Below are 23293 nucleotides of genomic sequence, written 5' to 3'. Positions count from 1 at the left end.
GGGGTAGACCGCGCTTGGTTGTGTGGGTGGGTGCTCACTGTTTTGCTCCATTTATCTCTTGATACATCCGATCTACGGCTTCCTGGCGTTTGTCCAATTTCTTCATCCGATCTATGTGGGATTGGAGCGCTTTGTCGTATGGTTGGATTTCACTCAGTAGTCGCAGCTTCTCTTGAGTGTCCGAGGTAGCGTTGAGTTGGACGGCTAGGGCATCCCGGACTTTGAAGTCGGGTTTTTGCGCGTCCCAGGTGGAGAGCTCTGCGTCGTAGTCAGCCATGAGCTTTTGGCTGGCCAGCTCCCATCGGATGAACAAAAGGTCACGCCTGTTGACGCGGAATATCAGCCCTCTATGACGTACCCATTGGATGATTTCTTCTTTGGTGAACTCTTGGAGTATGTCTGCGCTCAAGGCTTTGCTTCCCATCCGTTCTCACCCCAGACCACACAAGAGCGTTCCAGCTCATGGCACAGGGATGCATATCCATTGTTGAAATGCCCGTGATGCCCTGATTTGTGCAGCAGCACGTGGGGCGTCGGGTCGTGTCTCAAGATAAAAAATTGCCCCGGCTCAATGTGTCGAAGGCGGGGTAGGGGTTTGTTGCCTTTGTGGCGGGTTAGCGGATCTTCATTGAGGGCCATTGGGCGCTCCTGATTTTCGGTATGCTTTGGCTGCGTCCCAGGCGATGGCATGCCCGCGCTTTCTGGCTGCGGCGCTGACCGTTGCTCTGTCGCGGTACCCATTGGTGTGGCGCATGAGCCCCAGATAGCTGTTGATCGTTCCCAGCGACTTGCCAGCGGGGACTGTTTCAATACGATGCAGCGCCGTGCGCACAGAACGACGGCGCACTTGCCGACGCCAGGGTTTGATTACGTGGCCAGCGAAGTCCACGCCTCTGGCGATGGGCTGAAGGATTGTCTTTGTAGGGTTGAGCTGCAGGCCCAGGGTGGGCAGGTATTCATTGATGCTGGCCAGCGCGTCATTCAGCCACTGCGGTGAGTCGTGCAGCAGAATGAAGTCATCGACATAACGCACGTAGTGTTTGCACCGAATGCGGTGTTTGACATGCTGATCCAGCCCATCGAGTAGCACGTTCGCAAAGAACTGGCTGCTCAAGTTTCCTATAGGCAGACCGTGATGGCGCGGCGCTGTCATCAGCCGTTTGTGTGGCGGTACGAGCTGCAGCAGCGCCTGTTCGCCGCGGATCTCGACATCGTTACGCGGATCGTGGAACAGGATCAGTTTGGCCAGCATGCGCCACCAGCGTTCCGGGATGTGCCGGGCCAGCATGGGCCAGACAACCCGCTTGTCGATGCTGACGAAGAAATTGGCCAGATCGCACTTGAGATAAAACCCTGGCCGGTTCCAGTTCTGCGTCTGGCTTCTGATCTTGGTTTCCAGCCGCTGTGCGGCGTACAGGGTGCCCCGGCCAGGAATGCAGGCGCTGGAGTCAGCGATAAACCGGCGGTAAAACCGGTCAGATATCTGGTTGTAAAGCAGATGATGCACGATCCGGTCGCGGAAATCAGCGGCCCACACCTCGCGGGGCTTGGGCCGCGTGATCACAAAACAAATTGATCTTCCCGGGCTGTACGCGCCAGTCACCAGGTCATCATGCAGGTCCAGCAGATTGCGCTCCAGATCCTGCTCGAAGCGCAATGCGCTGGCCGTGTTGCGCTTGAGCCGGCGGCAGGAGAAATACGCCTGCACCAGCAGCTCGAACGAATAGCCAGTATCCATAGAAATTCTCGGTTCAGTTTGCGGAAAGGGCGGACACGGAACTCGTTGTTTCGGTTGTTGTTGTTCACGTTTCCGTTCTCGAAATCGACCGCCCAGGTTCATTCGAGCTATTCACATCGGCCCAGCGAGACTTTGGCTCATTGGGCAGACTGCGCAGGATCACTCCGACTGCTGCCGGCGATATCCCTGTTGCGCCTGGCGGTGGGCTTGTGGCCCAGCGGCTCGACCAGATTGATAGGCGCGTTGTCCGGTCTGCCGTGGCAAACCGGCGTCAAGCGCACGTTCCGAGTGTTTCTGCCATCCGGTAGCCTGCTTACCGACGCTATCCGTGAGGGCGATGGCCTGTGCATATTGCCCGCGTGAAATCAGGCGCAGATCCACCGACAGCCGCAATGCCAGATTCACCGCCTCAACCTCCTGGCGCATTTTGCGCAGGATGTCGGCCCGCTCGTCTGTGGTGTTCGCTTCATAGACCCGCATGACCAGACCCATGCAGCGGCGGCGCAGCTCGGCACCGAAATCCGCTTTGTAGTTGCGTGGCATGTTGGAGACCAGCTGCGTGACGAGTTGGCAGAGGGAGTACGTCGCTTTGTATATTGCGGTGTCGGTGTGGAGTGCCATGCCGTTACTGCGGGCTAGCGCCCGCTAAATGATTAAATGGATGAAGCGACAATGCTGCGGAAAGGGCGGACACGGAACTCGCTGCACCGGGCGATGCTGAGCACGTTCCCGCCCTCGAAACCGACCGCCCAGGGCCAGTCGTGATGCTCAGATCGCGACCAGTAGATGCTGGCCAGCCCTTTGCGCACAAACTGATCCGGCGCGTTCACGTAGGCCAGCATCAGGTCCTCTTGCTCCGGTGCCCGCCAATCGGCGTGGCCGTTGATTTCGCCGACTTCGGCAATGGCTTTATCCACGTCCGCGAACTTCACGTCCTGAATGTCGGACTCGATGCCAGGGGCGATGATGATGTGATGGGGCTGGCCGTCGATCAGGCGCTGGCCGATATAGATACCTCCCTGCTCAGGCCAGTGCTGGCCGATCACGGGGACGCGGGAAATGGTTTCAGTGGTGGTCATTGGGTGGCTCCTGTGCCGGTGTGAAGGGGTAAAGGGTTAAAGCGCGAATCTGCGGAAAGGGCGGACACGGAACTCGTCGCCCCGGAAGTTGAAGCGCACGATTCCGTACTCGAAAACGACCGCCCAGGGGTACGCGCCGCGCAGGCTGCTGGTCCAGTACCAGTCCGATTTCTCGAACAGGCTCGGCACGTTGGCCAGGGCGATCATCATTTCGCGCCGTGCTGGCAGGTAGAAGTCGCAATGGCCGTCGGCCTCGTAATCGCCGGCCAGCTTGGCGGCAGGGTATTTGTCGCGCAGGGTGTTGGTGTTGCTCAGGCCATCCCATGCGCTCATATCGAGGTCGCCTTCTGGTCCCCACGCGGCCATACCGACGTCTTTGGGCTCAGCGATGACCAGGCCGTACAGCACCCCGTCATCGCCCAGAATGTCCCCGGCGTAGACACCGCCCTGGCCAGGCAGATATTCGCCAATGCGCTGGCGCACAGGTGGTTGCACTATCGCCTCCGGAGTGGCCTGCTGCAGGCTACCGATCAGTTTCTCAGCGACAGTAGCGGTAGGCAGCGCGAGCACGGCTCCGCCACCCAAATCGAATTGGACTGTGTTCATTGGTTGGATTTCCTTGTCGGGAAGTTGCCCCGAAGGGCGATGGTAGGCGGCACGGCACCGGGTAAGCCGGCGCTCTAGGCCGTGTCGCCTCAGTTAAAAGGTATGTCGTCATCCATGTCGGCTAAGTTATCCGTCATGGGAGGCGGGGCTTGTCTTTGCTGCCCGCGCCCTTCGGTGTCTGCGTAGTTGTTGCGCTGCTGGCAGTGTGATTGCCGCTGCTCTGGCTGGGGCGCGCTGCCGTAGCTTTCGCCTCCACCGTCGCGGCCACCAAGCATTTGCATTTGCTCGGCAATGACCTCAGTAGTGAAACGCTCCTGACCGTCCTGGCCTGTCCATTTGCGCGTACGCAGACGACCTTCTACATAGACCGAGCGGCCTTTTTTCAGGTATTCGCCGGCGATTTCGGCCAGACGGTTATAGAACACCACGCGGTGCCACTCGGTTTCCTCGCGGCGTTCGCCGGAGTTGCGATCTTTCCACTGCGAGGTCGTGGCAATGGAAATATTGCAGATGGCCGAACCTTCCGCGCTGTAGCGTACTTCTGGGTCGCGGCCGAGATTGCCGATCAGAATGACTTTATTTACCGATGCCATGTTATGCCGCCTCCTTGCGCAGCAGTTCCTCGTAGCCGTCCACAACTGATTTGAAGCCCAGCAGATCACGCTCCATTTTTTCGATGTAGTCGTCATCGCGCTCGAACACGCGCCACCATAATTGTTTCTTGGCCGGCTCAAGGGCGGGGCAATACAGGCCGATATGCCAGCGCCTACGACCAGTCAACCACATACAGCCTTGGGCTTGTTCCATGACGCTGCTAGGGTCGTTGTCAACCCAGAAGGCGCGTAATTTTTCAGGGTCGATGAAGCACTTGTATTCGCTGCCTTCATCGTCCTCAATGAGTCCGTCTGCGCTTGCTCCAAATGCGCCGTCCTCGGTCACGACGAAGCCAGCTCTTTGCACGATCAGGCCGGATTGCAACTCGTGTTCCATGCGCGCCATCGGTTCGAGTTCATGGCCTCGTTTCATGCTCCAAGTCTGGAACCCTTCATCCAGCGGCTCGCCGCTGATCCGCTCCACGGCCAGCCGGAATGCATAGTTTTTTGCTGTGTCCGACCAGTCGCCGACAGGCTCACCATCCAGCGCTTTGCGAATGCCCTCAGCTCTTGGAGCGGTCTTGTACCCAGCAATCTCCCGTGCGCTGGCCTCGCTCTTGCCAGCCAAGATGGCTTGGACATAAGCAGACTGCTTTTCATCCAGGCAGTTAACCTTTGCCCGAATAGTTGAAAACATGCTTGCGGTAATGACGCCTGCGCGGGCCCGGTGCCATTCCAGACTGCCTTGTTCGCAGTTAATGACGATGTGTGTCATGCCGGTTCGGCCTCCACGGTTTTAGATTCGATGGCTTTCAGTTCTGTCCCCCGCTTTTCAACGGCGTCCTTAAATGTTTGGTACGCCGTCATGTCGCCAGCGGCCTTGATGGCGGCAAGCCCTTTTTTCCAAACTTCGGTTAATGTGCTGGTGGATAGGCAGTCAGTGGCTTTGGCCGCCCAGTCTTGCGCGAGTTCAGGGTCGTGTGCAGGCTGGCTGTTTGTTTGAATGCCTTCGCCGCCATCCGTGTTCAGGTAATGGATGGCGTTTTCCAGGCGTTCAGTCTTGGGCCAGTATTTATAGGCACGGTGAACGGCTGTTTTCTTCGCCATTTCCCCCCAGTCCGTCACCCAGGGGCAGGAGCGTTTCTTGGTGATGTAGGCTTGCCATGCGTCCGATCGGTCCCGGATGGAATTGATCTCATCGACAGACATGGGTTCAGTTAAGTAGTCCCCATCTGCCGTTTTGACTGATACGTACACGCCGACAACCTCACCGCGATCCTTGTTGAACGGGTCAAATTCGTGCGTGGGCTGGCGGTCCAGTCCATTCAGCCGAAATGTATCGGCTTCGTACACCAACCTTGCCTGACCCCATTTAATAGAGCCGGAATCCATTGCCATATCAAGCAGGCCCATGTATCCGATGGATAGGCAGATACCACCTTTGCGTGGTACCAGATAGGCTTGTTTCTTGGCTGGGTTTAGGCTGATGCCAATGGCTGCCACATTTGTCACAGCATCGATCACGCTCTGCCGATTCTGCATTGCCATTTTGGTGGCGTACTCGCTTGCCAGAATCGCCTGGATCGCAAACTCAGCCTCTCGTTCAAAGACAATCCCGCGATCAATCAGGACGGTGTCAAACGCGGGCTTAATGCTGTAGACCAGATCCTCAACGGTCGCGGTTTGATTGCTCATGATGTCCTCAATATTGAATCTTTACCGCCGGGATCAGTCCCTTGGCGATCAAAATGACGGCTTGCTTGGCGCACGCGTCAGGCAGGCCGTTATCGATGAATGCGGTCAGGGCGGCGTTGTTGATGCTGGCCTTGTGCGCGATATCAGCTTCGCGTTTTCGCTGTGCTGCCTCTGCTGCCGCTTTTTCGTCGGCCTGGCGCTGGATTTCTGCCTGCCGCGCGGCTTCGGCGGCATCCTTGGCGCGTTGCTCGGCGGCCAGCTTTTCCGCTTCGGCTCGCGCCTCGGCTTGTTTCAGGCGCTCGATGGCCTGTAAGCGATCCTGCTCTGCTCGTTCGGCTGCGGCTTTTGCATCGGCTTCACGCTTGGCGGCGGCATCGCGCTCGGCCTGGGCCTTGGCTTCCGCGTCGGCTCGGGCCTTCTCGGCCGCTTGCCGGGCGATCTCAGCCTCGCGGTCTTTCTGTTCCTGCTCGGCCTGCTTGCGGCGCAGCTCAGCCAGTTCTGCCTGCTCGGCTTCGTACTTCTGCCGCTCAGCCAGGGCTGCGTTCAGGATTTCCAGCGCTTTGGCTTTGGCCCGGTGGGCTTCGGCTTCAAACTCTTCCCAAGCTTCGCCAATCACCTCGGCCTCTACCGATTCGATACGCAGGCGAAGAGAGTCCGAGTCAAGTCCGCCAACCTCTCGCGTTTGAGATGCTATGCTTTCTAAGCCGTTTTTGTGCATCGCTACCCGGCTGGCCTCTGCTTCCTCCCATTCCGTTAGCGGCTTGCGGACTTCGTCGGCCAGTGCGTCCAGTTCTTCACGCATGCGCTTACGTTCAGCGTCGATCAGCTTGGGTATTTCCTTGAGCCGGTCCACCTGCTCTTTGCCCAGGCCGTCCAGAGCGGTTTTGATCTTGCGCACCTTGAATGCGCGGCTGGCGATTTCCTTTCGGCCCTTGTCGGTTTTTAGGTTCGGTGCATGCCCGGTGACTTCTTGTCGGATGCGCTCGATGTACGGGTCTAGGCCATTTGGTGTTTGGTAGATTTGCAGCGCCGTTTCGGCTGGCGGCAGACCCATCAATTCAGTGGATTCGGTCATGTCATGCTCCAATCGCTCGGGCCGCGAGAGTCGGGCCGAAAAAAAGCAGTCCGCAGACTGCAATGGCAATAAGTAGGGTGAGGGGCCAGCCCCAGGGCGGGGCGCTGCTATTTGGTGCGTAGCATCCCTGTCCATCGAATGGGTTACGGCGGCGAGTGCGGGGGAAGCCGGGGTTTTGGCTGTGCGGCATTTGATGTCTCCTATCGCCGCTGGCGCAGCATGGCGGTGACCATCCGCGCGCTTTCGCCCCAAGTCGTGTAGTGCTCGGGGGCGCTGTTCCGGTCGTATACGATCAACGGGTCTTTGCGGTCGGCGTGACGCATGCGCAGCATTTCGTATCCGCCTTTGGTCGGCTCGGCCTGCCAGCCGCGTTCTTCGCAGAACGCTTTGAACTCGACCAGCTTTGTTTTGTGCAGAGTGCATCGGCTACGCGCCATTTGGCTCTCCCGATAGGGCATCGCGGGCTTTTTGAACCCAAACCGGACTGCGGTTCTTGTAGCGCTGCTGGCGGTGAGCCCAATACTCAAGCGCCAAGTAGAGTGCTTCTTTAAGCCGCTTTATCTCAACCTCCTGGGCATCAATGTGATTGAGCAGTTTTTCCGGCTCGATCTGCTGCACCAGCTCCTCGTCGCTTACCTCGTCGTCATTTATGACGGTGCGCAGTTTTTTTGTATCGATGGTCATGACTGCCTCCAGATATTGATCACAGCCTCAGCCGCCAGCGCGATCGCAAAAGCCGCGCAGCAGAAAAATCCGCAGAAAATAAGAAATTCGATCAGCACGGCAGCGCCTCCAGTTCCTGGCGGGTCATGCTGTCGTGCGTGTGGCGCGCCCAGCGCTCGATGATGCTGTCGCGCAGTTCACGCAGGGAAGGGCGCAGTCCCTCGTCGTCCAGGGCGGCCAGTAGCCGGGCTGAGTAGTCGTCTGCCAACACAATCAGCTCGTTCTCCATGCACTCGATCAGGTCGGCGCGGCTCTCGGTCTGGGTGATGGCCGGGTAGGTGTAGGCCATGGTGACGAACTCAATTTCGCCGTACAGGCAGTTGCGGATCTGCTCCGCGATATAGGCGCGGCGGCGCTCCGCCAGCTCATGCGCGAGGTATTCGCGCTCAGCGATAGCGTTCATGGTGTGCTCCGGATGGGGGTTGCGCCGCGTCCGGCGCTTGTGATGGGAAGAGGGCGGTCACCGGCTAAGTCGGCTCACGCGTCTAGAATTTGCGGCTCGGACAGGCTCGCAGTGGCCCTCTAGGCGCAGCACTCCCTGCCGCCCGGGGTGGGCGGAGTGGGTCAGTGGGAGGGGAAGGGGAATGCTGCGGCTGGAGGGTGCTGGTTACGGTTCCAGCTCCGGCGCGCGGCCCGGACGATTTGAGTTTGATGGCCGCCGGGAGCTACCCGTATTCCAGCGGCGGGGAGGCCAGTGGCATTTCATCCCCGTTGTTCCTGGCTCGCCGGATTACAGGATCCGGTGCCTGCTGGTTTCCTGCTGACCATCACATAGGCGGGCTGGGCGCTACTCCAGCTAGGGAACGTGCATGCTCTGTGTAATGACCGCAGGCGTGCGCACTATCACCCGATTGCTCGGTAATGCCTGCTGTTCGAGTGCGTTCAAGGGCCTGTTTCCACCTGTCGCAAGCGAGGTGTGCCAGCTACCGACCTTGGCTCCCATCCCCAAGGGCCGATCCCCATCGAGTCATGCCGTTTGTAGCGTGTCTGCTTTCCACGCCGCCGCCTATGTGATGCCCCTGTCCTGGCGCAGGGGAGGCAGATCACTATCTGCTGCCAGTTCGGCTACCCAGGTCGGCCCGCCGCGGGCCCGAGGAGATCCGGCTATGCCGGCCTGCCTGGGCGGGTGATGATTAAGTGCCAGCCACCGTGGCGATGGCGGCACGCGCGGCGCTTTCGCTTTGATGCCAGTCGGTGGCCCACAGGGGGCTTCCGTCCCCATCCAGTTGCTCGGAGATATACGCAAACTCTCCGGTGCTGGCGTCGTGCTGCAGGCGTGCGCCAACAGGTGGCGTGTGTTCAACTGCCTTAGCGATACGCTGCGCAGTTGCAAGCGTCCGATCAAAGCCGCGAAATCGGCACAGCCTTCCATGGCGCTCAGAGCGTGCGACGCCGAACCAGCCCCCAACCTCGTTGGTGCGATAGACGATGAGCGACCCCGGAGGAATGCGATCCCCTGGCCCCTGACGCAAAGCGCCAATTTTTTCGGCGGCGCGTGCGGCTAGGTCGTCACCGACGCAGGCCATACCGCCACTGTTTTGCACGTAGATGATTTCCATGTCTATCTCCGATATCACCAGGCCTGCCCGTGAATAATTCGTCCAATGCTTGCTGGCTTGCGTTGAATCTGAGGCGGCGGCTCGTCTGCATTCAAGATGCTCAGGTTACGACCAAACTTGATTGGCTTGCCTGTACGAGACTCGTACATGCTGATTCCCGACACTCCGTATGATTCGAGATCCCTGCTCACCGATTCGACGATCAGGGTCGAGTAGTTAGCGCCCCATACGGGGCCATCCCGGCCCTCGAAACGGCTGTGTAGGTACCATTCTTTAAGTAACGCACGAATATTTTCCTTGCGGGGCATCGGAAGCGCAGCGCTTCGCTCCACCTCCAATGCACATTCCTCCATCAGCCCGGCATGCGACGCAGCCTCCGATGCCGCAGGCAAATTACCAGCAACAATATGCTTCCTAGCCTGGCGGCGACTGCATCTGGCGGCCAATCTGTATGATTTCGCCATTCCCTCGCATGTCATGCCAGCATTCCTGCAAGTTTGTCCCTGTGGCTTATGTAGTAAGCCAGCCGCCGCTGGATTTCAGCAGGCCGCAGATCAGCGGCTCTGGCACCTTCTTTTGCGATGTAGCGGTCGCAATCCGCGATGGCGGAAAGGATTCTCTTGCGCATCGGCTCTTTCATATTTCTCTCCTATTTATCCGTCAGCACCCTGAGAGCCAGGGCACTGGTGGATAAGGCCCCTGTGCGAGGCCGGCGCCGGGATTCCAACCGGCAGTGACCGTTTCTACTCTTGGCCGTCTACGCCTCACCCATTTTTCCCGTGAACCGCGCTTTGGCGGACTGGGAACGGCAGGGATACCGCGCAGAGCCACAACCATGCTTGTGGGTGCTATTGAGCCGGACGAACACCTCGCATAGGTGGGGTGAGCAACATCGGCGTTTGGTTGTTAAAGAGCTCCTGCCGTAGCAGGCGCAGCCCTCGCTGCTGGCGCTCTCTGTACCGTTACTGGGCTGCCCTGGGGGCTAGGCTGTTCTGCGGTTTGGTGAAGCGTTGGATGAAGTGTAAGAGCGCTAACAGATAATGTCAAGCATGCTAACGTAATTGAGTAAGAGTGCGTACGCCTTATGTGAAAAAAAGCTCGCAATCGCGAGCAGGGGTATTGGATATGAGGCGCTCAGCCCGACTGCGTGCCGCTCTCAATGCCAAGGATTACGTCAATTAGGGTGCGGCGAAGGCTGAGCATGATGCGCAGCTTTGCATCATCGGGCAGTGCAGGAGACATCCAGGCGGCTTCAGCGGCATCAATAACCGCACAGCTTTCTTCCAGTCTTTCAGCTGCCGCTCGCATCAAGAATGAAAGGTCAGCCGGGGGCTTAGTGTTCTGGTTACTCGTCATATCGCGGTGCTTTTCTAATTCCTGTAGGCGTTTTAGACGTGCGGCCTGTACAGCAAAAGGCTGCATAGAGCGCATCAATATGGCGGGGCAGGGGAAGTAGTTATACTGTATATCCATACAGTATTTTGAGTCAAGAGTTGGACTGAGCCTCGACGTTCAGATTGCCCGGAAGCCTTTGTTTATGCGGCTTGGGCTAACTCTCAGTGGCGATTACCGGCGGCTGGGAGATATGAGAGAGACGGTGGGGGAGGAAGATGACGAAAGCTATAGGCAAAGAAAAAGCCCCGGAGAGGGGCTTTGGTGTGTGTGAGTATCACTTAAGTTGAAAGCGTGACTTCAGATCGTTAAACCATGACTGTTCAATGATCCCTTCGTGCTGAAGGCGTCCAACTACGATTCCTGGGTGCACCCCGATTCTAGCGGCAAAGCTTATCACAGCAGCTTTATTGCGAAGCCCGTGCAGCGATTGGGTTTCCGACTCGGGAATCAGCCAATTAGCAGCCCATGTGTTAGCTTCGTGTTCATATGTCGCCGTTGAACGAGCGGCATTCGGGTCGTCCAGGAAAATTGATTTCTTTTCTTCTGGAGTGCTAGCGTGCAGCAGGATGTGGGCTGCCTCATGAAAAAAAGTGAACCAGAACTTATCGTTACTTTTCCCATAAAGCGACATCTGGATGACCGGTCGGCTAGGGCCAAGCCAACGCGCAACACCGCTGACATGCGCTCGAGGAATGGATGGAACAAGCACAAATATAACGCCTGCATTATAAAGCAAGCGTCGCATTTGCGGCTCAAACCCTTCAGGCTGCTCACAAGTTAGGCGACGAATTTCATGCAAAGCATCTTCAAACTTTGCTCTATCGTACTTAGGGCCTTCGTATTTTTCGGCTTGCTCTTCACCCAAGCGAAGCCAAGCAGAGATCGCCCCAACATCACACTGCTCATCACGGCTACGTCGGAACGAGACTTCCATACCTCCATAATGAGCGCGCCATTCATCTGGCGAGGCTACGCCAAAAAAACGCAAGCAATCGCTGACAACATCTGGCTTTACCGCTTGAGTTAGGCGGCGCTTCATGATTGCGCCGTAGCTCATGAGGTCTTTAATAGGCAATTCATCGAGCCATCCGATCCAGCTGGCACAGCGCGCCATAGAGTCTAAGCGGGCCTTATGTTTTTGGTAGTTTGCTTCAAGTGTCAGCCAAAAATCGACAGAGCTGCCCAGCACCTTCTCAAGACGATTGGCTGCGTCGGTGGTGACTGGCACCTTGCCGTTTATGAGCTGGCTAATATGTTTTTCGCTAAAACCAATGCGTTTGGCGAGCTCGCTTTGCGTCCAGCCCTTTTCTTCAGCTAGATCTAAGATTGATGCACCAGGGGGGATAACCCAATCTGGCGCAAAAGGAGCACTCAGTTCAGTCATGATAGTCCCCAATGTATTCAATACTAATAATAGTCACTTCATCCCAGTCAATTCCCCCGTCTGCTTTTATAGGACAAGGATCATTTCCGGGAGTAAAGGTGAGACGGAAGCCGCGGTACAAGTCGACAGCAAACTCACCGGCTCGGTCGCCGGTCAGTGGATGAGGATTTCCTGCTACTAGACTCTTGACGCACGAAGCCGCCTCCAGTTCAGCTAGTCGCATCTGGAGCTTTCGTGCACAGATATCCCCAAGCTTTTTGACTGCAACCGCATGCTGTTCGCAGATTTTGCGGACCTTTTCGTCGTTAAATCCGATCCTCAACTCTGTTCCATTTTAGTGTTTTTTACCTAATTGGTAAAGAATTGGTTGAATAACCCGCTGAGTTTGTCTTACTAAAACCACCATGCTTTTGGTGTTTCAGTCCTTGCGTACAGCCTCCCTGGGTCGGGTCACGTTTTCAGCCATCTTACGTACCCTAGTCCTTCTTTACGTCCAGGCCGAGCTGGGCTGCTGATAGGAGGATGGCAGCCTCAAGCTGCATGCGTTCTCTGTCAGGGGCTAGCGCGCGAACTTTCTGATCATCTATAGAGATGAAGGGCCAAGACTCAGCGGAAAGACGGTCTTTCATCTTCTTGTGGCCTACGCCCTTGGCTATCCAGAGAGCGCTGTATCCCGTGGCGCGCTCAAGGTTTAGCGCAACCTCCACATCGCCAATCGTGTGGATGATTTTGCTTCCTTTTCCAGCCCACTGAGACACGGCTGATCGACTCACGCCAGCGGCATTTGCCATCTGGGTGTCGTTCCAGTTCATTGAGGCCTTTACCTCTTCGATTCTTTCTTTAAGTTCGCTCATATGTAAGCGCAATTACACTCTATTTTGTGAAAAGCGTGCTTGCAATGCTTGCGTAAGCACGCTAACATTTGCTCATGAAGAAAAAACATGCCATTCAACTACTAGGCGGCACCGTCAGCTCCGCCGCTTCAGCCATCGGGATCATGCCGCAGGCAGTAACCCAATGGCCTGAAGACCTTCCCCCGCGAATTGCAGACCGAGTGATTGCGGCTGTCGCCAAGCAGAACCCAAAGCAATGGCCTACTACTTGGAAATCAATAAAGGAGCGCGCAAATGTGTGATCCAGAGAAAAGAGAGCCGATCCCTATCGGCCCAACCGACGCCTAGTGCAGCGTCGCTGCCCCGGCCTCGCCCAAGCCGTGAAGCTCATTCCACAGCAGCCTGTCCAGCACACCCTCTACATGGGTCTCTGTTGGGTATTCAAACATTTGCCTGGCCAGCTCTTCGGCACGGTCCAGCAGCTCCAGGCGCTCTAAGTCGATTTCTTCATCCATGCCGGTAGTGTCCGGCCCACTCAGATTCTTATCCATACGTAGTTCCCGAGGATTGCAATGGTCTCAGGGGCTACTTTACGAAAGCGGGACAGATCAATCATGCGAAACGAATCGCACAAATCCAAGCTGAAGACCTTGCTGCACTACGTCGATCAATGGCGCGCGCGTGCCGGCAGCCGCGAGGCAGTGGCGCTGGCCATCGTGGAGACCCATCAACGGCTCGGCCTGGAGGCCAGCAGCAAAATCCGTTTTGAAACGGCCGGTGACACGTTCACGCTGGCCAAGAATGCGGCTGACCGAATCTTCCGCTGGCTCGATGACCAGACCAAAGACAACAACTACATGCCAGCGAACTTCGAGCAGTCCATCCTGCTGGCCATGCCCGAAGACCTGCGCTACGCCTACGTGAATGAAATGCTGCGTCCGCTAGGTTTCTCCGCGCGCAAGTTCATTTTCTGCTTCGGGCAAGAGTTCGATGTGGTGGACCGCGTGAAGGCGATCAATAAGGAAGGCTCTGAGGCGATGGCTGCGGTGCTCAGTCTTTCCCAGGACAGTAGCCTGGATGCGATGGAGACAGCACATAAAGAGCTTTCGGACTCCATCGGCACTCAGAAGGCCGCCCGCTCGGCGCTGGAAGAGCAGATTGCACAACGCAAGCACGCAGGGGGCTGATATGCAAATCGTGAACAGCGACGAATCCCTGCAGCGCTTCATGGGTGACCTGCGTAGCCAGTACCAGGCTCACCGATACCTGCGCATTTCAATCAAGACCGGCAAGGCCCGCACTTTGCCTCAGAACGACATCACCCATGTCTGGTATGGGCAAATAGCCCGGGAACTGCCCGAGGACGATGCGCTGGGCTGGCGGTGTTACTGCAAGCTGCATCACGGCGTGCCGATCTTGCGGGCTGAAGACGCTGAGTTTCAGGGCATGTACGACTCGATCATCAAAGGCCGCAGCTACGAAGAAAAGCTGCTGATGATGAAGTATTTGCCGGTGACATCGCTCATGAGCCGCAAGCAATTGAGCGCGTATGCCGAGGCTGTGCAGACAGACTTTCGCGATCGCGGTGTGTACCTGGCTTTTCCGGAGCAAGACCAATGAAGACCGCCTGGAACAGCACACTGCGCGCTGGCGGTCCGCTGCGTACTTACAAACCGATCAAGGCCACGGCCTGGAAAAAGCGGGCACCCAAGAAACGGCCCGGCCGGCACGATGCCAAGCTGCGCAATTCCGTGCGTGGCCATCCATGTTATTTGCAGATTCCCGGGCTGTGTCGCAGCTATCCCGACGATCCGACTGTGGTCCCGTGTCACCCCAACTGGTTGGAGTACGACAAGGCAGGCGGATTGAAAGCCCCTGATTTTTATACCGTCCCTGGCTGCCACGCCTGCCACGCAGAGCTAGATCAAGGACGGCGATTTACTCGCGATGAAAAGAAAACGATCTGGGAGCGTGCGTTCGCTGCTTGGCGACCAGTGCGGGATAAGGAGTTTGTATGAGCGTCAAGGTAATGACGGCCGTATTTGAACGGTATCCGGTCGGTGGCGGTGAGATGATTCTCGCCCTGGCGCTGGCCGACCACGCTGATGATGACGGATGCAAGGTTTTCCCGTCCATTGAGCATTTGATGATCAAGACGCGCCAGTCGCGTCGCACGGTCCAGTATCAGTTACGCAGGATGGAAGAGTCTTGCTGGCTAATTTTGGTTAATAGCGGGCATGGTGGACGCGGCCAGTCCCGCGAGTATCGAATCAACCTTGATTGGATTAAAGGTGGCGAACTGCCGGGCCAAGAAAACGGTGCAGAAATTGCACCCATTTCTGATGAAAAAAACAGTGCAAATTTTGCGCCCATTAATCCACCTGAAAAGGGTGCAATCCACGACATAAAGGGCGCATCTGACGACACAAAGGGTGCAAACGGCGACATGAAAGGGTGCAACCCGTTGCACCCGCATATAACCACCATAGAACCATCAAGTAACCGTCATAAACCACCAAAGGCTGACGCCTTGGTTTTGCCCGATTGGCTGGATTCTGATGCGTGGTCGATGTGGGATGAATTCCGAAAAGAAAAATCCGGTAAGGCTTGGACGGAGGCAGCCAAACGGCTTTCTCTGCGAACACTCGGCAAGCTACATGCCGCAGGGCAGGACCCGACAGCCGCCATCGAACAGAGCATTGAGCGTGGTTGGACTGGGCTTTTTGGCATCAAGGAAAGCAACACCGGACAAGGGCCCTCTGCGCACTCCGGAGGATTGAACCGCCAGGAGGCCCTAGAGGCCCGAAACCGAGAAATTGCGCGCCGTGCCGCGATGGAGGCCTGAGATGCACGACACTGAAAAACAGCAGTTCTTTGGCCTTATGGCCGACGTTTATGCCTTCTACCACAGGGACACATCGCGCTTTGCGTTGAACGTCTGGTGGGAAGCCATGAAACCCTTTGATTACCCTGCCGTGAACGAAGCCATAAACCGGCATTGCGTGAACCCGGACAACGGCCAGTATGTGCCGAAGCCTTCGGACATTGTGAAGCTGTTGCGTGGCTCGACTCAAGATAGCGCCCTAGTGGCCTGGGCCAAAGTGGATAAAGCCGTGCGCGCAGTCGGCACATACCGCAGCGTGACATTTGACGATCCGATCATCCTGCTGGTGCTGCAGGACATGGGTGGGTGGATCGCGCTGGGCACGAAAAAAGAGGATGAGTGGCCATTCGTGGCGCGTGAGTTCGAGAACCGCTACCGCGCCTATGCGACACGCCCCAGCCTGGAGTATCCCCGTTGGTTGCCCGGCATTGCCGAAGCGCAGAACAGCCAGGCCGGCCAGCCGGTAGAGCCACCAGTGCTGATCGGTGATGCTGTGCGCGCCAAGCTAGTGCTGCAGAACGGCTCCGACACGCAGCGCATCGGGTTCCAGCAGCTCAGCGACAGAGAAATGCAGGAGGCATTGGCCCCCAGCTCACCGCGGAGGCTGCAGGCATGAAGCGCAAGTACGGAAACCGCAAGGTCGTGCTGGACGGCTACGCTTTTGACTCAAAACGGGAAGCCTACCGGTACGGCGAGCTCAAGCTGCTGGAGCGGGCAGGGCAGATCACTGACTTGGAACTGCAGCCTCGGTTTGAACTGATACCCAAGCAGCGCCGCGACGATGGGAAGCCCGAGTGGGCCTGTGAGTACGTGGCTGACTTCCGGTATACGGACACGGCCACCGGCCAGACCGTAATCGAGGATGCCAAGGGCATGCGCACGCGGGACTACATCGTGAAGCGCAAGCTCATGCTCCAGGTCCACGGCATTTCTGTGCGGGAGGTTTGATATGTCATACCCAAGCTGGATGTACCAAGACCCGTCCAAGCACGTGGATTTCGTGCGCAGGAAGCGGCAAGAGCACCAAGCGCGGCAGCCGGAAGCTAAACGGGAGCGTGCGCGAGAGGGATTGAAAGCATTATTTGGGGAGGGCGGCCATGCAAAAACTGAGCGGCGATGATTTGCTCTGGAACTGGGCTCGCTGGTGCTGGTCCGGGGGGACGGTGGGCAACATGGAGCGGTACGTGCCATGGGAAGACGACTACCGACCAATCAACATGGATCATGCGCGCGCGGTCGACGCCCTGTATCAGCGTCTTCCCAGGCATGAGGCCATGGTGGTGCAGGTCGAGTACACGCGCAAGAACTCGCATTTCGGCCACTTGTCGGCTTCAGGGCGCATGGTGATGGCGCGCCGGTGGATCCGTGACGTGACCGGCGCCATTTTGCGGGACGAGGATTACAAACGGCACCTGGAAGGATTTAGGGCCAAGGTAGAAAAGGAGGTGTTGCTGTGAAGTATGCGTCGGAGGTGATTGATCTGCTGGCGGCGTATCCAGGGCGTCGTTTCAAGATGAGGCAGATCATCAATTACATAGGCGGCAATGCCGATCAGAAACGGCGGGCGGTAATTCGCACCGGAGTGTGGCGTGTGTTACGCGACCTGGAGTCAACAGGACATATCCAATCGAACCGCAGCGAAGTGGGGAATGGCGCCCACGCAGATTGGTGGTGGGCACAAAGCATAACATCAGGCTCTGGAAAACCATTTCAAGAACCATTACATTATCAGCAGCACAACTGTGCCTATAGGATTTGAATCAGGCCCGCCCATCGAAAGATCGGCGGGTTTTATTTTTTCATGTGTGCATGCTGCTGGGCGGCGAGGCGCAATTGCTCCATTTCGTGCGCGAGGGATTCCAGGGTGAATTGCAGGGAGTAGCTGGCCTGACGGTTTCCGCTGGTGAGCTCGCGTAGATATCGGTCGGTGATCCCGACTCGTGCTGCGCACCAGGTGGCCGGCCTCCCGGTTTTCTGGATGAGCGAGCGAATATAGTCCGGGGTAGCGGGTGAGGAGTTTTCAGCATCTGGGATCATGCGGAACATTGTAGTTGTAAATCGCGCGATAATAGAATATAAATAGGATCATTGTTCCTATTTGGGCGTGTGTTATGAGTTCTCATGTTCTATCCGGGGCGGATACCATCCGCGAGATTCGCTCCAGGCAGAGCCAGACATTGCTGGCATTTTCGCTGGGCAAAGACGCTGTCGCAGCTTGGCTGCGTATTCGCCCGCATTTTGACCGCGTGATACCTGTCTACATGTATCTGGTGCCTGGGCTAGGGTTTGTTCAGGAGTCCATCGACTACTATGAGCAATTTTTCGGAGAGCGCATTATCCAGATGCCGCACCCGAGCCTGCACCGTTGGTTGAATGAACATATTTTCCGACCGCCTGAGCAGTGTGTAGTTGTTGAGCAGGCTGGATTGCCTGATCACACCTATGAGCAGGTATTCCAGGTGGTTCGTCAGGATCACGGCTTGCCGGCGGATATGCTTTATGCCACAGGCGTGCGCGCAGCTGACTCGCCCATGCGCCTGGTGGCGATCAAAACTCATGGGCCGATCAGCCAGAACGGATTGAAATATCACCCGGTATGGGACTGGAGAAAATCTGACTTGCTGCGTGAGTTTCGCCATGCGGGCGTCAAACTGGCTCCCGACTACCGTGTTTTTGGCCGCACATTCGATGGCATGGATGTGCGGTTCTTGGGTCCAATGAAGCGGCATTTCCCGCGTGATTATCAGCGCGTTCTGGAAATGTTTCCATTAGCAGAGTTGGAGTTGTTCCGTTTCGAGAGGCTGGCGGCATGATTGATAAAGAGGCGATTAAGGCAGCGGCAAGGCTGAAGGCTCAGCAAACCCGGGTATCGGTAGCAGCTAAGAAAGCAGCCCGCAGAAATCCTAAGCTGGTGAGTATGCCGACCCCGACAGGCGATGCTGAGGCCGACTCGCTGGCAGATCTTGACGAGGTCAAGCGCGGCTTTCGCGAAAGAGCCAAGGCCGAGAATGACCGTTTCCAGAACGTGACGGACTCTGAGTATTGGTTTGCGATGTGCTTCAAAACCAGGGAGCAAAAAGATCGCTTCCTGGCGGCTATGAATTGGATTCAGTTTGGCGACAAGTATTTGCCCGGCGATGAGGTCGCTAAGCTGATGGGCGTGGATTTGCCGCGAGTCGATCTTGGCAAGACCGAGCCTAGGGTTGCTAAAGACTATGCCGGGCTGTCTCTTTGATTTAGGAGTGCGATATGCGTGGACGAACTTCGCCTCGCCGGGCCGCGAGAGCTGTCCGCCGAGCAGCAAGGCAATCTTCCGCCAGAACGTCTGGGTCTTAAGCTTTTGCCGCCTTCGGGCGGTTTCTTTTTTGGGGTGGCAAAACACCCCATGCAATCTGCGAGGATGAGAAATGGCCAAGTGCGGCGCAAAAACCCGCAGCGGCCAGCCGTGCCAAAGCAGGGCGATGGGCAATGGGCGGTGCCGCATGCATGGCGGCAAAGCAGAGATTACCCACAAGGGCAACCAGAACGCTAGAACGCATGGCTTGTACGCCAGCGGCCTGACCGATGAAGAAAAGCAAATCTATCACCGTGTTGAGATAGGGAACATAGATGATGAATTGCGCATAGCAAAAATTCGTCTGCGCCGTGCGCTGATTGCCGAAATTGGCGAGCAGGATCTTGAGCTGGTGGAGCGGGCCGAGTCGCCTTCTATGTTGGGCGGTATGCCCGATTACGATGAAATGGTTAAAAACGAGGTGTTCAAGCGTCGCGACTGGTCGCCGATAGTTGACAGGCTTATGGCTCGCATCGAGAGTCTGGAGCGCACTCGTGCTGACCTAGCCAAGAACTCGCCGCCAGATGAAACGCCGGTAGGCAAGATCCAAATCGAGATTGTGAATGCAAAGCCGAACCCTGCGCCTGCAGATGACGGAGCCGCAAGCGCGGTTCTTCCAGACTGAGGACAAGTATCCAGCGTTTATCGGCGGCTTCGGCAGCGGCAAGACAGAGACCCTGGCTAACTGTGCGCTGCGCGACGCGCTGGAGTCTTCGGATGCCCTGATTGCCCTGTATGAGCCGACTTACGATCTTGTACGCCTGATCCTGGCACCACGGATGGAAGAGAAGCTGTCCGACCTGGGCATTCGGTACAAGTACAACAAGCAGGAAAACATCATCTACACCAGCGCGCCCAACTGCGGCGACTTCATCCTGCGCACGTTGGAGAACCCGGCGCGCATCGTGGGGTACGAATCCTACCGGGCGCATGTGGACGAGATCGATACCTTGAAGAAGGTGCAGGCGCAGGCGGCCTGGCGCAAGATCATTGCTCGTAACCGGCAAAAGCCCAAAGGTGTGGACAAGCCATTCAACCGGGTGAGCGCCTATTCGACGCCCGAGGGGTTCCGGTTCGCTTATGAGACCTGGGCCCGCAAGCCTAAGCCGGGCTATGTGATGGTCCAGGCGGCCACCTCAAGCAATCCGTTCTTGCCGGACGATTATGTGGACTCCTTGCGCGAGTCCTACCCGGCGCAACTGATCGAGGCCTACCTACAGGGCCGGTTCGTCAACCTGAACAGCGGCAGCGTGTACCCGTCTTTCTGCCGGCGGCGCAACCACAGCGCCGAGGTGGAACGCCCGAACGAGACGCTCCATGTGGGTATGGACTTCAACGTGTTGAACATGACAGCCACCATCAATGTGATCCGCGATGACCTGCCGATTACGGTGGCTGAACTGACCGAGGTGCGGGACACGCCGGCCATGGCCAAGCTGCTCAAAGACCGGTTCAAGGACCGTGGGCATGCCGTGATCGTCTATCCCGATGCCAGCGGACAGAACACCAGCAGCAAGAACGCGAGCGAATCGGACTTGAGCATTCTGCGGCAGGCTGGATTCACTGTACGGGCGAACAGTCGCAACCCATCTGTGCGCGACCGGGTCAACGCGGTGAACGCCATGCTTCTCAATCATATGGACCAGCGGCGCTGGAAAGTGAACACGGACCGCTGCCCGGTGCTGACCGAAGCGCTGGAGCAGCAGGCCTACGACAAGAACGGGGAGCCGGACAAAAGCAGTGGCCAGGACCACGCGAACGATGCACAGGGCTACTTCATGGTCCATCGTTACCCGATTAAGAAACCGAGCGCCGGACAGCGCCAGATTGGAGGCTTGGCGTAATGTCAGTCACAACCACGCATCCCGACTACGATGCACACCTGCCTGAATGGGAAATGATGGACGATGCCCTGGAGGGTGAGCGGGCTATCAAGGCCAAGCCAGGCTACCTGCCTAAACCGGCGGGCATGGTCGAGGCGGAAAAACTTAGCGGCGACAATCGCTATCTGTACGAGGGCTACCGCGAACGCGCTCAGTACGAGCACTGGGTGCGCGACAGCCTGCGCTCGATGATGGGCTTGGTCTCGCGGCTGCAGCCCGAGATCGAGCTACCCAACCGTATGCAGGCCATGGAGCAGAACGCCACCGATGACGGGTTCAGCCTCAAGCAGTTGTTCCTGCGTATGGTGCGCCAGGCCGTCTCCCATGGTCGCGTACCGGTGGTGGTCAATATCGACGACCAGGGCCAGCCGTATTTCGCCACCTATCGCGCCACGAACGCCACCAACTGGAAAGAGGCGACGGTCGAAGGTCGCCAGGACTTGGTGCTGGCCGTGTTCCGTGAGTTCCGCGAAAAAGGCGATGACGTCTTTTCGCACGACACCGAGGCTGTGTACCGCATTTATGCGCTGGATGGTGGGATTTGCTTCACCGAGGTTCAGGGCAGCGACGGACAGATTATCGAAGAGCGCCGGCCGCTGGGCACCGTGGCGACCGGTGGGCAGGTGGCAAAGGGGCTGGGCTTTCTGCCAGTCATCTACTGCGGCTCGACCGACAACGGCCCGGGTGTGGACGAGGTGCCGCTGCTGACTATGGCGCGCGCGGCCATCAAGTCGTACCAGCTTAGCGCTGACTATTTCACTAGCCTGCACTACACCAGTCATCCGCAGCCGTGGGTGTCGGGGCTGGAAGCGGATAAACCGCTTTCGGTAACCGGTCCGTCGGCAGCCTGGGATCTGGGTGATAACGGCACCTGTGGCTATCTGGAGTTCCAGGGTGCCGGTATCGATGCTGTGCGCCGGGCAATGCAGGATCAGAAGGGGGCGGCGCTGGAGGCAGGTGCCAAGGTCATGGATGTGGCCGGCACCGAGTCTGGCGAGGCCCGCAAGGCGCGGCAGGATGATCAGCACGCGACTCTGCACTCCATTGTCGTAACGGTGGCCGAGGCCATCGAGCAAGGCTTGCGCTATATCGCCGAGTGGATTGGCGAGAATCCCGACGGGGTGAAGTTCACGGTTAAACCGGAGTTCAGCACACCAGTGATTGATCCTGCCATTGCCCAGCAACTGCTGCAGGCGGTCATGGCCGGCAAGATCAGCGCGGATGCTTATTGGCAGTACCTGATCTTGGGCAAACTGCCTGAGCGTTCGTATGACGAAGAGGCGCTGCACATCGAGAACCCTGGAGGCGTAGAGCATGGCGAGCCTGAGTGACGCCCAGCGGGCTATCGTAGCGGCGCTGGCCCAGCATTCGTCTTATGGCTACCGGGCATCGTCGCAGGTCGTGAATCGCCTATGGCTTGAACTGGACCGGATCGGTGCCGCTCTGGCTAAGGAGCTGCTGCCGCTGCTGGAAGCGTTGAGTCTCGGTGAGCGGGAGGCGTTCTTAGCTGGCCGTTACACGACGGATGCGCTCAAAGCGGTGAAGGGCGAGATCGATCAGGCCGCCAAGACGCTGGATGTGGCCATCCGGGCAGAGTGGTCTGCTGGTGCTCTGGCCTTGGCAGGTTACGAGATTGCCTACATTGCCGAGGTGATGGGTAAGGCCGTCGATGGCCTGCCCAAGGTTAAGGTGTCGCCAGTCAAGGTGCTTAAGGCTGCCGCTGACAGGCCGGTGTTTGGCGGCCAGTTGCTGGATGATCTACTGACTGACATCCCAGTCCAGGCTCGGGCCCGGATCTATGCCGGTATCAGGCAGGGCATCGGGGAAGGGCAAACCAACGCCGACATCATCCGAGGCCTGCGTGGTACCGACAAGCTGCGCTATCAGGATGGTCTGATTCACCGCAGCAAGCTGGACGTGGAGCGGGTGGTGCGCACGGCACGCAACCATGTCTCTAACGTGGCGTATGAAAACACCTACCGCGCCCTGGGCGTGAAGTACTTGGTGGTGGTGGCCACGCTGGACGGGCGCACCAGCAAATATTGCGCGGCGATGGATGGAACGCGGTATGAGTTGGATTCTGATTTTCCACGTCCTCCGTACCATCCGAACTGCCGCACGGTGCTTGCGCCAAGCTTTGACGGCGACCTGGTGGGCAACCGGCCATTTGTACGCTCGCTCAAGGCGCGCGGCGGCTACCGGATCGGCGAGGACGGTGAACGTGTTCCACGGCCAGCGAGCTTCCGACCTGTCGGAGACATGACCAAAGCGCAGCGTGAGAAGGCGGGCCTCAAAGTTGGCCAGGTGCAGGCCAGCACAAAGTACGGCGGCTGGTTTCGCGGCCAGGATGTTGCGTTCCAGCGCGAATGGTTAGGGCCGGCTCGGTACAAGCTTTACCAAGAGGGCGGCTACGACTTGAGTCGCTTTGTTGACCCGCGCGGGCGACAGTACACTTTGCAGGAGCTGCGTCGCCGTGACGCGGATACCTTCAAGAGCATATTCGGTGACTGAG

General features: G+C 57.7%; 34 protein-coding genes. 14 read left to right on the top strand and 20 right to left on the bottom strand.

Features of this window, described 5'->3' with window-relative positions:
• Nucleotides 1–34: 34 nt before the first annotated feature.
• The 18 genes from AADW57_RS13370 to AADW57_RS13285 form a co-directional block, all read right to left on the bottom strand.
• Nucleotides 35–424 (bottom strand): hypothetical protein, encoded by a 390-nt coding sequence (locus AADW57_RS13370; protein ID WP_341667391.1) that lies wholly within the window; start codon nt 422–424, stop codon nt 35–37.
• A gap of 201 nt (nt 425–625) precedes the next feature.
• Nucleotides 626–1840, bottom strand: a complete 1215-nt coding sequence (locus AADW57_RS13365; protein ID WP_341667390.1) for an RNA-directed DNA polymerase — start codon at nt 1838–1840, stop codon at nt 626–628.
• A 57-nt stretch (nt 1841–1897) separates the two neighbouring features.
• Complete coding sequence (locus AADW57_RS13360) at nt 1898–2359, bottom strand: four helix bundle protein (protein WP_341667389.1); 462 nt, start codon at nt 2357–2359, stop codon at nt 1898–1900.
• A gap of 32 nt (nt 2360–2391) precedes the next feature.
• Complete coding sequence (locus AADW57_RS13355; RefSeq protein ID WP_341667388.1) at nt 2392–2817, bottom strand: hypothetical protein; 426 nt, start codon at nt 2815–2817, stop codon at nt 2392–2394.
• A gap of 36 nt (nt 2818–2853) precedes the next feature.
• Nucleotides 2854–3423 carry a hypothetical protein gene (locus tag AADW57_RS13350; RefSeq protein ID WP_341667387.1) on the bottom strand — a complete coding sequence of 190 codons (570 nt, stop codon included), beginning with the start codon at nt 3421–3423 and terminating at the stop codon, nt 2854–2856.
• A gap of 89 nt (nt 3424–3512) precedes the next feature.
• Nucleotides 3513–4016: a single-stranded DNA-binding protein gene (ssb, locus tag AADW57_RS13345; protein WP_341667386.1), complete on the bottom strand. Its 504-nt coding sequence runs from the start codon at nt 4014–4016 to the stop codon at nt 3513–3515.
• Between the two features lies 1 nt (nt 4017).
• On the bottom strand, nt 4018–4791 hold the full coding sequence (locus AADW57_RS13340; protein WP_341667385.1) for a lambda exonuclease family protein: 774 nt from the start codon (nt 4789–4791) through the stop codon (nt 4018–4020).
• Entirely contained in the window at nt 4788–5711 is a 924-nt protein-coding gene (locus tag AADW57_RS13335) for a recombinase RecT (RefSeq protein WP_341667384.1), read from the bottom strand. Before AADW57_RS13335 ends, AADW57_RS13340 begins: the two co-directional genes overlap by 4 nt.
• A gap of 7 nt (nt 5712–5718) precedes the next feature.
• A complete protein-coding gene (locus AADW57_RS13330) occupies nt 5719–6786 on the bottom strand; it encodes a hypothetical protein (RefSeq protein ID WP_341667382.1) in 1068 nt (355 codons plus the stop codon).
• 200 nt (nt 6787–6986) lie between these two features.
• On the bottom strand, nt 6987–7223 hold the full coding sequence (locus AADW57_RS13325) for a hypothetical protein (protein WP_341667381.1): 237 nt from the start codon (nt 7221–7223) through the stop codon (nt 6987–6989).
• Nucleotides 7213–7470, bottom strand: a complete 258-nt coding sequence (locus AADW57_RS13320; RefSeq protein ID WP_341667380.1) for a hypothetical protein — start codon at nt 7468–7470, stop codon at nt 7213–7215. The genes AADW57_RS13325 and AADW57_RS13320 overlap by 11 nt, the downstream gene beginning before the upstream one ends.
• A gap of 91 nt (nt 7471–7561) precedes the next feature.
• Nucleotides 7562–7912: a hypothetical protein gene (locus AADW57_RS13315; RefSeq protein WP_341667379.1), complete on the bottom strand. Its 351-nt coding sequence runs from the start codon at nt 7910–7912 to the stop codon at nt 7562–7564.
• Between the two features lie 730 nt (nt 7913–8642).
• Nucleotides 8643–9068, bottom strand: a complete 426-nt coding sequence (locus AADW57_RS13310) for a hypothetical protein (protein ID WP_341667378.1) — start codon at nt 9066–9068, stop codon at nt 8643–8645.
• Between the two features lie 14 nt (nt 9069–9082).
• Nucleotides 9083–9547: a hypothetical protein gene (locus AADW57_RS13305; RefSeq protein WP_341667377.1), complete on the bottom strand. Its 465-nt coding sequence runs from the start codon at nt 9545–9547 to the stop codon at nt 9083–9085.
• The gene (locus AADW57_RS13300; RefSeq protein WP_341667376.1) at nt 9544–9708 is read right to left on the bottom strand and encodes a hypothetical protein; all 165 of its coding nucleotides are present in this window, start codon (nt 9706–9708) and stop codon (nt 9544–9546) included. The genes AADW57_RS13305 and AADW57_RS13300 overlap by 4 nt, the downstream gene beginning before the upstream one ends.
• Nucleotides 9709–10202: 494 nt before the next feature.
• Entirely contained in the window at nt 10203–10541 is a 339-nt protein-coding gene (locus AADW57_RS13295) for a hypothetical protein (protein ID WP_341667375.1), read from the bottom strand.
• Between the two features lie 196 nt (nt 10542–10737).
• On the bottom strand, nt 10738–11847 hold the full coding sequence (locus tag AADW57_RS13290; RefSeq protein WP_341667374.1) for a helix-turn-helix domain-containing protein: 1110 nt from the start codon (nt 11845–11847) through the stop codon (nt 10738–10740).
• Between the two features lie 476 nt (nt 11848–12323).
• Entirely contained in the window at nt 12324–12701 is a 378-nt protein-coding gene (locus AADW57_RS13285; RefSeq protein ID WP_341667373.1) for a hypothetical protein, read from the bottom strand.
• Nucleotides 12702–12775: 74 nt separating this feature from the next.
• On the opposite strand from AADW57_RS13285, the gene AADW57_RS13280 reads away from it, so the two are divergent.
• Entirely contained in the window at nt 12776–12982 is a 207-nt protein-coding gene (locus tag AADW57_RS13280; protein WP_341667372.1) for a Cro/CI family transcriptional regulator, read from the top strand.
• Between the two features lie 42 nt (nt 12983–13024).
• Here AADW57_RS13280 and AADW57_RS13275 read toward each other — a convergent pair whose 3' ends face one another.
• Nucleotides 13025–13231, bottom strand: a complete 207-nt coding sequence (locus AADW57_RS13275) for a hypothetical protein (RefSeq protein WP_341667371.1) — start codon at nt 13229–13231, stop codon at nt 13025–13027.
• A 63-nt stretch (nt 13232–13294) separates the two neighbouring features.
• Here AADW57_RS13275 and AADW57_RS13270 point away from each other — a divergent pair, with 63 nt between their 5' ends.
• The 7 genes from AADW57_RS13270 (at nt 13295) to AADW57_RS13240 (ending at nt 17021) form a co-directional block, all read left to right on the top strand.
• Nucleotides 13295–13867: a hypothetical protein gene (locus AADW57_RS13270; RefSeq protein ID WP_341667370.1), complete on the top strand. Its 573-nt coding sequence runs from the start codon at nt 13295–13297 to the stop codon at nt 13865–13867.
• Between the two features lies 1 nt (nt 13868).
• Nucleotides 13869–14300 (top strand): hypothetical protein, encoded by a 432-nt coding sequence (locus tag AADW57_RS13265; RefSeq protein WP_341667369.1) that lies wholly within the window; start codon nt 13869–13871, stop codon nt 14298–14300.
• Nucleotides 14297–14698, top strand: a complete 402-nt coding sequence (locus AADW57_RS13260) for a nuclease domain-containing protein (RefSeq protein WP_341667368.1) — start codon at nt 14297–14299, stop codon at nt 14696–14698. Before AADW57_RS13265 ends, AADW57_RS13260 begins: the two co-directional genes overlap by 4 nt.
• Entirely contained in the window at nt 14695–15525 is an 831-nt protein-coding gene (locus AADW57_RS13255) for a helix-turn-helix domain-containing protein (RefSeq protein ID WP_341667367.1), read from the top strand. Before AADW57_RS13260 ends, AADW57_RS13255 begins: the two co-directional genes overlap by 4 nt.
• A 1-nt stretch (nt 15526) precedes the next feature.
• Nucleotides 15527–16180, top strand: coding sequence for a DUF6475 domain-containing protein (locus tag AADW57_RS13250; RefSeq protein ID WP_341667366.1), 654 nt, complete (start codon nt 15527–15529; stop codon nt 16178–16180).
• Nucleotides 16177–16512, top strand: coding sequence for a DUF1064 domain-containing protein (locus AADW57_RS13245; protein WP_341667365.1), 336 nt, complete (start codon nt 16177–16179; stop codon nt 16510–16512). Before AADW57_RS13250 ends, AADW57_RS13245 begins: the two co-directional genes overlap by 4 nt.
• A 149-nt stretch (nt 16513–16661) precedes the next feature.
• Nucleotides 16662–17021, top strand: coding sequence for a hypothetical protein (locus AADW57_RS13240; protein WP_341667364.1), 360 nt, complete (start codon nt 16662–16664; stop codon nt 17019–17021).
• Between the two features lie 334 nt (nt 17022–17355).
• On the opposite strand, the gene AADW57_RS13235 is transcribed toward AADW57_RS13240, so the two are convergent.
• Nucleotides 17356–17610: a hypothetical protein gene (locus AADW57_RS13235; RefSeq protein ID WP_341667363.1), complete on the bottom strand. Its 255-nt coding sequence runs from the start codon at nt 17608–17610 to the stop codon at nt 17356–17358.
• A 65-nt stretch (nt 17611–17675) separates the two neighbouring features.
• Here AADW57_RS13235 and AADW57_RS13230 point away from each other — a divergent pair, with 65 nt between their 5' ends.
• From AADW57_RS13230 to AADW57_RS13205, 6 genes are all read left to right on the top strand, one after another.
• Complete coding sequence (locus AADW57_RS13230; protein ID WP_341667362.1) at nt 17676–18377, top strand: phosphoadenosine phosphosulfate reductase; 702 nt, start codon at nt 17676–17678, stop codon at nt 18375–18377.
• The gene (locus AADW57_RS13225; RefSeq protein WP_341667361.1) at nt 18374–18799 is read left to right on the top strand and encodes a hypothetical protein; all 426 of its coding nucleotides are present in this window, start codon (nt 18374–18376) and stop codon (nt 18797–18799) included. The genes AADW57_RS13230 and AADW57_RS13225 overlap by 4 nt, the downstream gene beginning before the upstream one ends.
• Before the next feature lie 172 nt (nt 18800–18971).
• On the top strand, nt 18972–19523 hold the full coding sequence (locus AADW57_RS13220; protein WP_341667360.1) for an HGGxSTG domain-containing protein: 552 nt from the start codon (nt 18972–18974) through the stop codon (nt 19521–19523).
• Nucleotides 19462–20742, top strand: a complete 1281-nt coding sequence (locus AADW57_RS13215) for a phage terminase large subunit family protein (RefSeq protein WP_341667358.1) — start codon at nt 19462–19464, stop codon at nt 20740–20742. Before AADW57_RS13220 ends, AADW57_RS13215 begins: the two co-directional genes overlap by 62 nt.
• Nucleotides 20742–22112: a DUF4055 domain-containing protein gene (locus AADW57_RS13210; RefSeq protein WP_341667357.1), complete on the top strand. Its 1371-nt coding sequence runs from the start codon at nt 20742–20744 to the stop codon at nt 22110–22112. Before AADW57_RS13215 ends, AADW57_RS13210 begins: the two co-directional genes overlap by 1 nt.
• Nucleotides 22096–23292, top strand: coding sequence for a minor capsid protein (locus tag AADW57_RS13205; RefSeq protein WP_341667356.1), 1197 nt, complete (start codon nt 22096–22098; stop codon nt 23290–23292). Before AADW57_RS13210 ends, AADW57_RS13205 begins: the two co-directional genes overlap by 17 nt.
• Nucleotide 23293: the final 1 nt, after the last annotated feature.

The organism is Alcaligenes sp. SDU_A2, assembly GCF_038237375.1.
In the GTDB taxonomy this organism is placed as follows: domain Bacteria; phylum Pseudomonadota; class Gammaproteobacteria; order Burkholderiales; family Burkholderiaceae_B; genus Alcaligenes.
Note: the sequence above shows the minus strand (reverse complement) of the source record. Positions and strands in the feature narration are given on the sequence as shown.

Bases quoted from the DNA above. Each gene is read 5' to 3' on its own strand.
- AADW57_RS13370 (WP_341667391.1), bottom strand. From the start codon at position 424: ATGGGAAGCAAAGCCTTGAGCGCAGACATACTCCAAGAGTTCACCAAA.
- AADW57_RS13365 (WP_341667390.1), bottom strand. From the start codon at position 1,840: ATGAACCTGGGCGGTCGATTTCGAGAACGGAAACGTGAACAACAACAA.
- AADW57_RS13360 (WP_341667389.1), bottom strand. From the start codon at position 2,359: ATGGCACTCCACACCGACACCGCAATATACAAAGCGACGTACTCCCTC.
- AADW57_RS13355 (WP_341667388.1), bottom strand. From the start codon at position 2,817: ATGACCACCACTGAAACCATTTCCCGCGTCCCCGTGATCGGCCAGCAC.
- AADW57_RS13350 (WP_341667387.1), bottom strand. From the start codon at position 3,423: ATGAACACAGTCCAATTCGATTTGGGTGGCGGAGCCGTGCTCGCGCTG.
- ssb (WP_341667386.1), bottom strand. From the start codon at position 4,016: ATGGCATCGGTAAATAAAGTCATTCTGATCGGCAATCTCGGCCGCGAC.
- AADW57_RS13340 (WP_341667385.1), bottom strand. From the start codon at position 4,791: ATGACACACATCGTCATTAACTGCGAACAAGGCAGTCTGGAATGGCAC.
- AADW57_RS13335 (WP_341667384.1), bottom strand. From the start codon at position 5,711: ATGAGCAATCAAACCGCGACCGTTGAGGATCTGGTCTACAGCATTAAG.
- AADW57_RS13330 (WP_341667382.1), bottom strand. From the start codon at position 6,786: ATGACCGAATCCACTGAATTGATGGGTCTGCCGCCAGCCGAAACGGCG.
- AADW57_RS13325 (WP_341667381.1), bottom strand. From the start codon at position 7,223: ATGGCGCGTAGCCGATGCACTCTGCACAAAACAAAGCTGGTCGAGTTC.
- AADW57_RS13320 (WP_341667380.1), bottom strand. From the start codon at position 7,470: ATGACCATCGATACAAAAAAACTGCGCACCGTCATAAATGACGACGAG.
- AADW57_RS13315 (WP_341667379.1), bottom strand. From the start codon at position 7,912: ATGAACGCTATCGCTGAGCGCGAATACCTCGCGCATGAGCTGGCGGAG.
- AADW57_RS13310 (WP_341667378.1), bottom strand. From the start codon at position 9,068: ATGGAAATCATCTACGTGCAAAACAGTGGCGGTATGGCCTGCGTCGGT.
- AADW57_RS13305 (WP_341667377.1), bottom strand. From the start codon at position 9,547: ATGACATGCGAGGGAATGGCGAAATCATACAGATTGGCCGCCAGATGC.
- AADW57_RS13300 (WP_341667376.1), bottom strand. From the start codon at position 9,708: ATGAAAGAGCCGATGCGCAAGAGAATCCTTTCCGCCATCGCGGATTGC.
- AADW57_RS13295 (WP_341667375.1), bottom strand. From the start codon at position 10,541: ATGGATATACAGTATAACTACTTCCCCTGCCCCGCCATATTGATGCGC.
- AADW57_RS13290 (WP_341667374.1), bottom strand. From the start codon at position 11,847: ATGACTGAACTGAGTGCTCCTTTTGCGCCAGATTGGGTTATCCCCCCT.
- AADW57_RS13285 (WP_341667373.1), bottom strand. From the start codon at position 12,701: ATGAGCGAACTTAAAGAAAGAATCGAAGAGGTAAAGGCCTCAATGAAC.
- AADW57_RS13280 (WP_341667372.1), top strand. From the start codon at position 12,776: ATGAAGAAAAAACATGCCATTCAACTACTAGGCGGCACCGTCAGCTCC.
- AADW57_RS13275 (WP_341667371.1), bottom strand. From the start codon at position 13,231: ATGGATAAGAATCTGAGTGGGCCGGACACTACCGGCATGGATGAAGAA.
- AADW57_RS13270 (WP_341667370.1), top strand. From the start codon at position 13,295: ATGCGAAACGAATCGCACAAATCCAAGCTGAAGACCTTGCTGCACTAC.
- AADW57_RS13265 (WP_341667369.1), top strand. From the start codon at position 13,869: ATGCAAATCGTGAACAGCGACGAATCCCTGCAGCGCTTCATGGGTGAC.
- AADW57_RS13260 (WP_341667368.1), top strand. From the start codon at position 14,297: ATGAAGACCGCCTGGAACAGCACACTGCGCGCTGGCGGTCCGCTGCGT.
- AADW57_RS13255 (WP_341667367.1), top strand. From the start codon at position 14,695: ATGAGCGTCAAGGTAATGACGGCCGTATTTGAACGGTATCCGGTCGGT.
- AADW57_RS13250 (WP_341667366.1), top strand. From the start codon at position 15,527: ATGCACGACACTGAAAAACAGCAGTTCTTTGGCCTTATGGCCGACGTT.
- AADW57_RS13245 (WP_341667365.1), top strand. From the start codon at position 16,177: ATGAAGCGCAAGTACGGAAACCGCAAGGTCGTGCTGGACGGCTACGCT.
- AADW57_RS13240 (WP_341667364.1), top strand. From the start codon at position 16,662: ATGCAAAAACTGAGCGGCGATGATTTGCTCTGGAACTGGGCTCGCTGG.
- AADW57_RS13235 (WP_341667363.1), bottom strand. From the start codon at position 17,610: ATGTTCCGCATGATCCCAGATGCTGAAAACTCCTCACCCGCTACCCCG.
- AADW57_RS13230 (WP_341667362.1), top strand. From the start codon at position 17,676: ATGAGTTCTCATGTTCTATCCGGGGCGGATACCATCCGCGAGATTCGC.
- AADW57_RS13225 (WP_341667361.1), top strand. From the start codon at position 18,374: ATGATTGATAAAGAGGCGATTAAGGCAGCGGCAAGGCTGAAGGCTCAG.
- AADW57_RS13220 (WP_341667360.1), top strand. From the start codon at position 18,972: ATGGCCAAGTGCGGCGCAAAAACCCGCAGCGGCCAGCCGTGCCAAAGC.
- AADW57_RS13215 (WP_341667358.1), top strand. From the start codon at position 19,462: ATGCAAAGCCGAACCCTGCGCCTGCAGATGACGGAGCCGCAAGCGCGG.
- AADW57_RS13210 (WP_341667357.1), top strand. From the start codon at position 20,742: ATGTCAGTCACAACCACGCATCCCGACTACGATGCACACCTGCCTGAA.
- AADW57_RS13205 (WP_341667356.1), top strand. From the start codon at position 22,096: ATGGCGAGCCTGAGTGACGCCCAGCGGGCTATCGTAGCGGCGCTGGCC.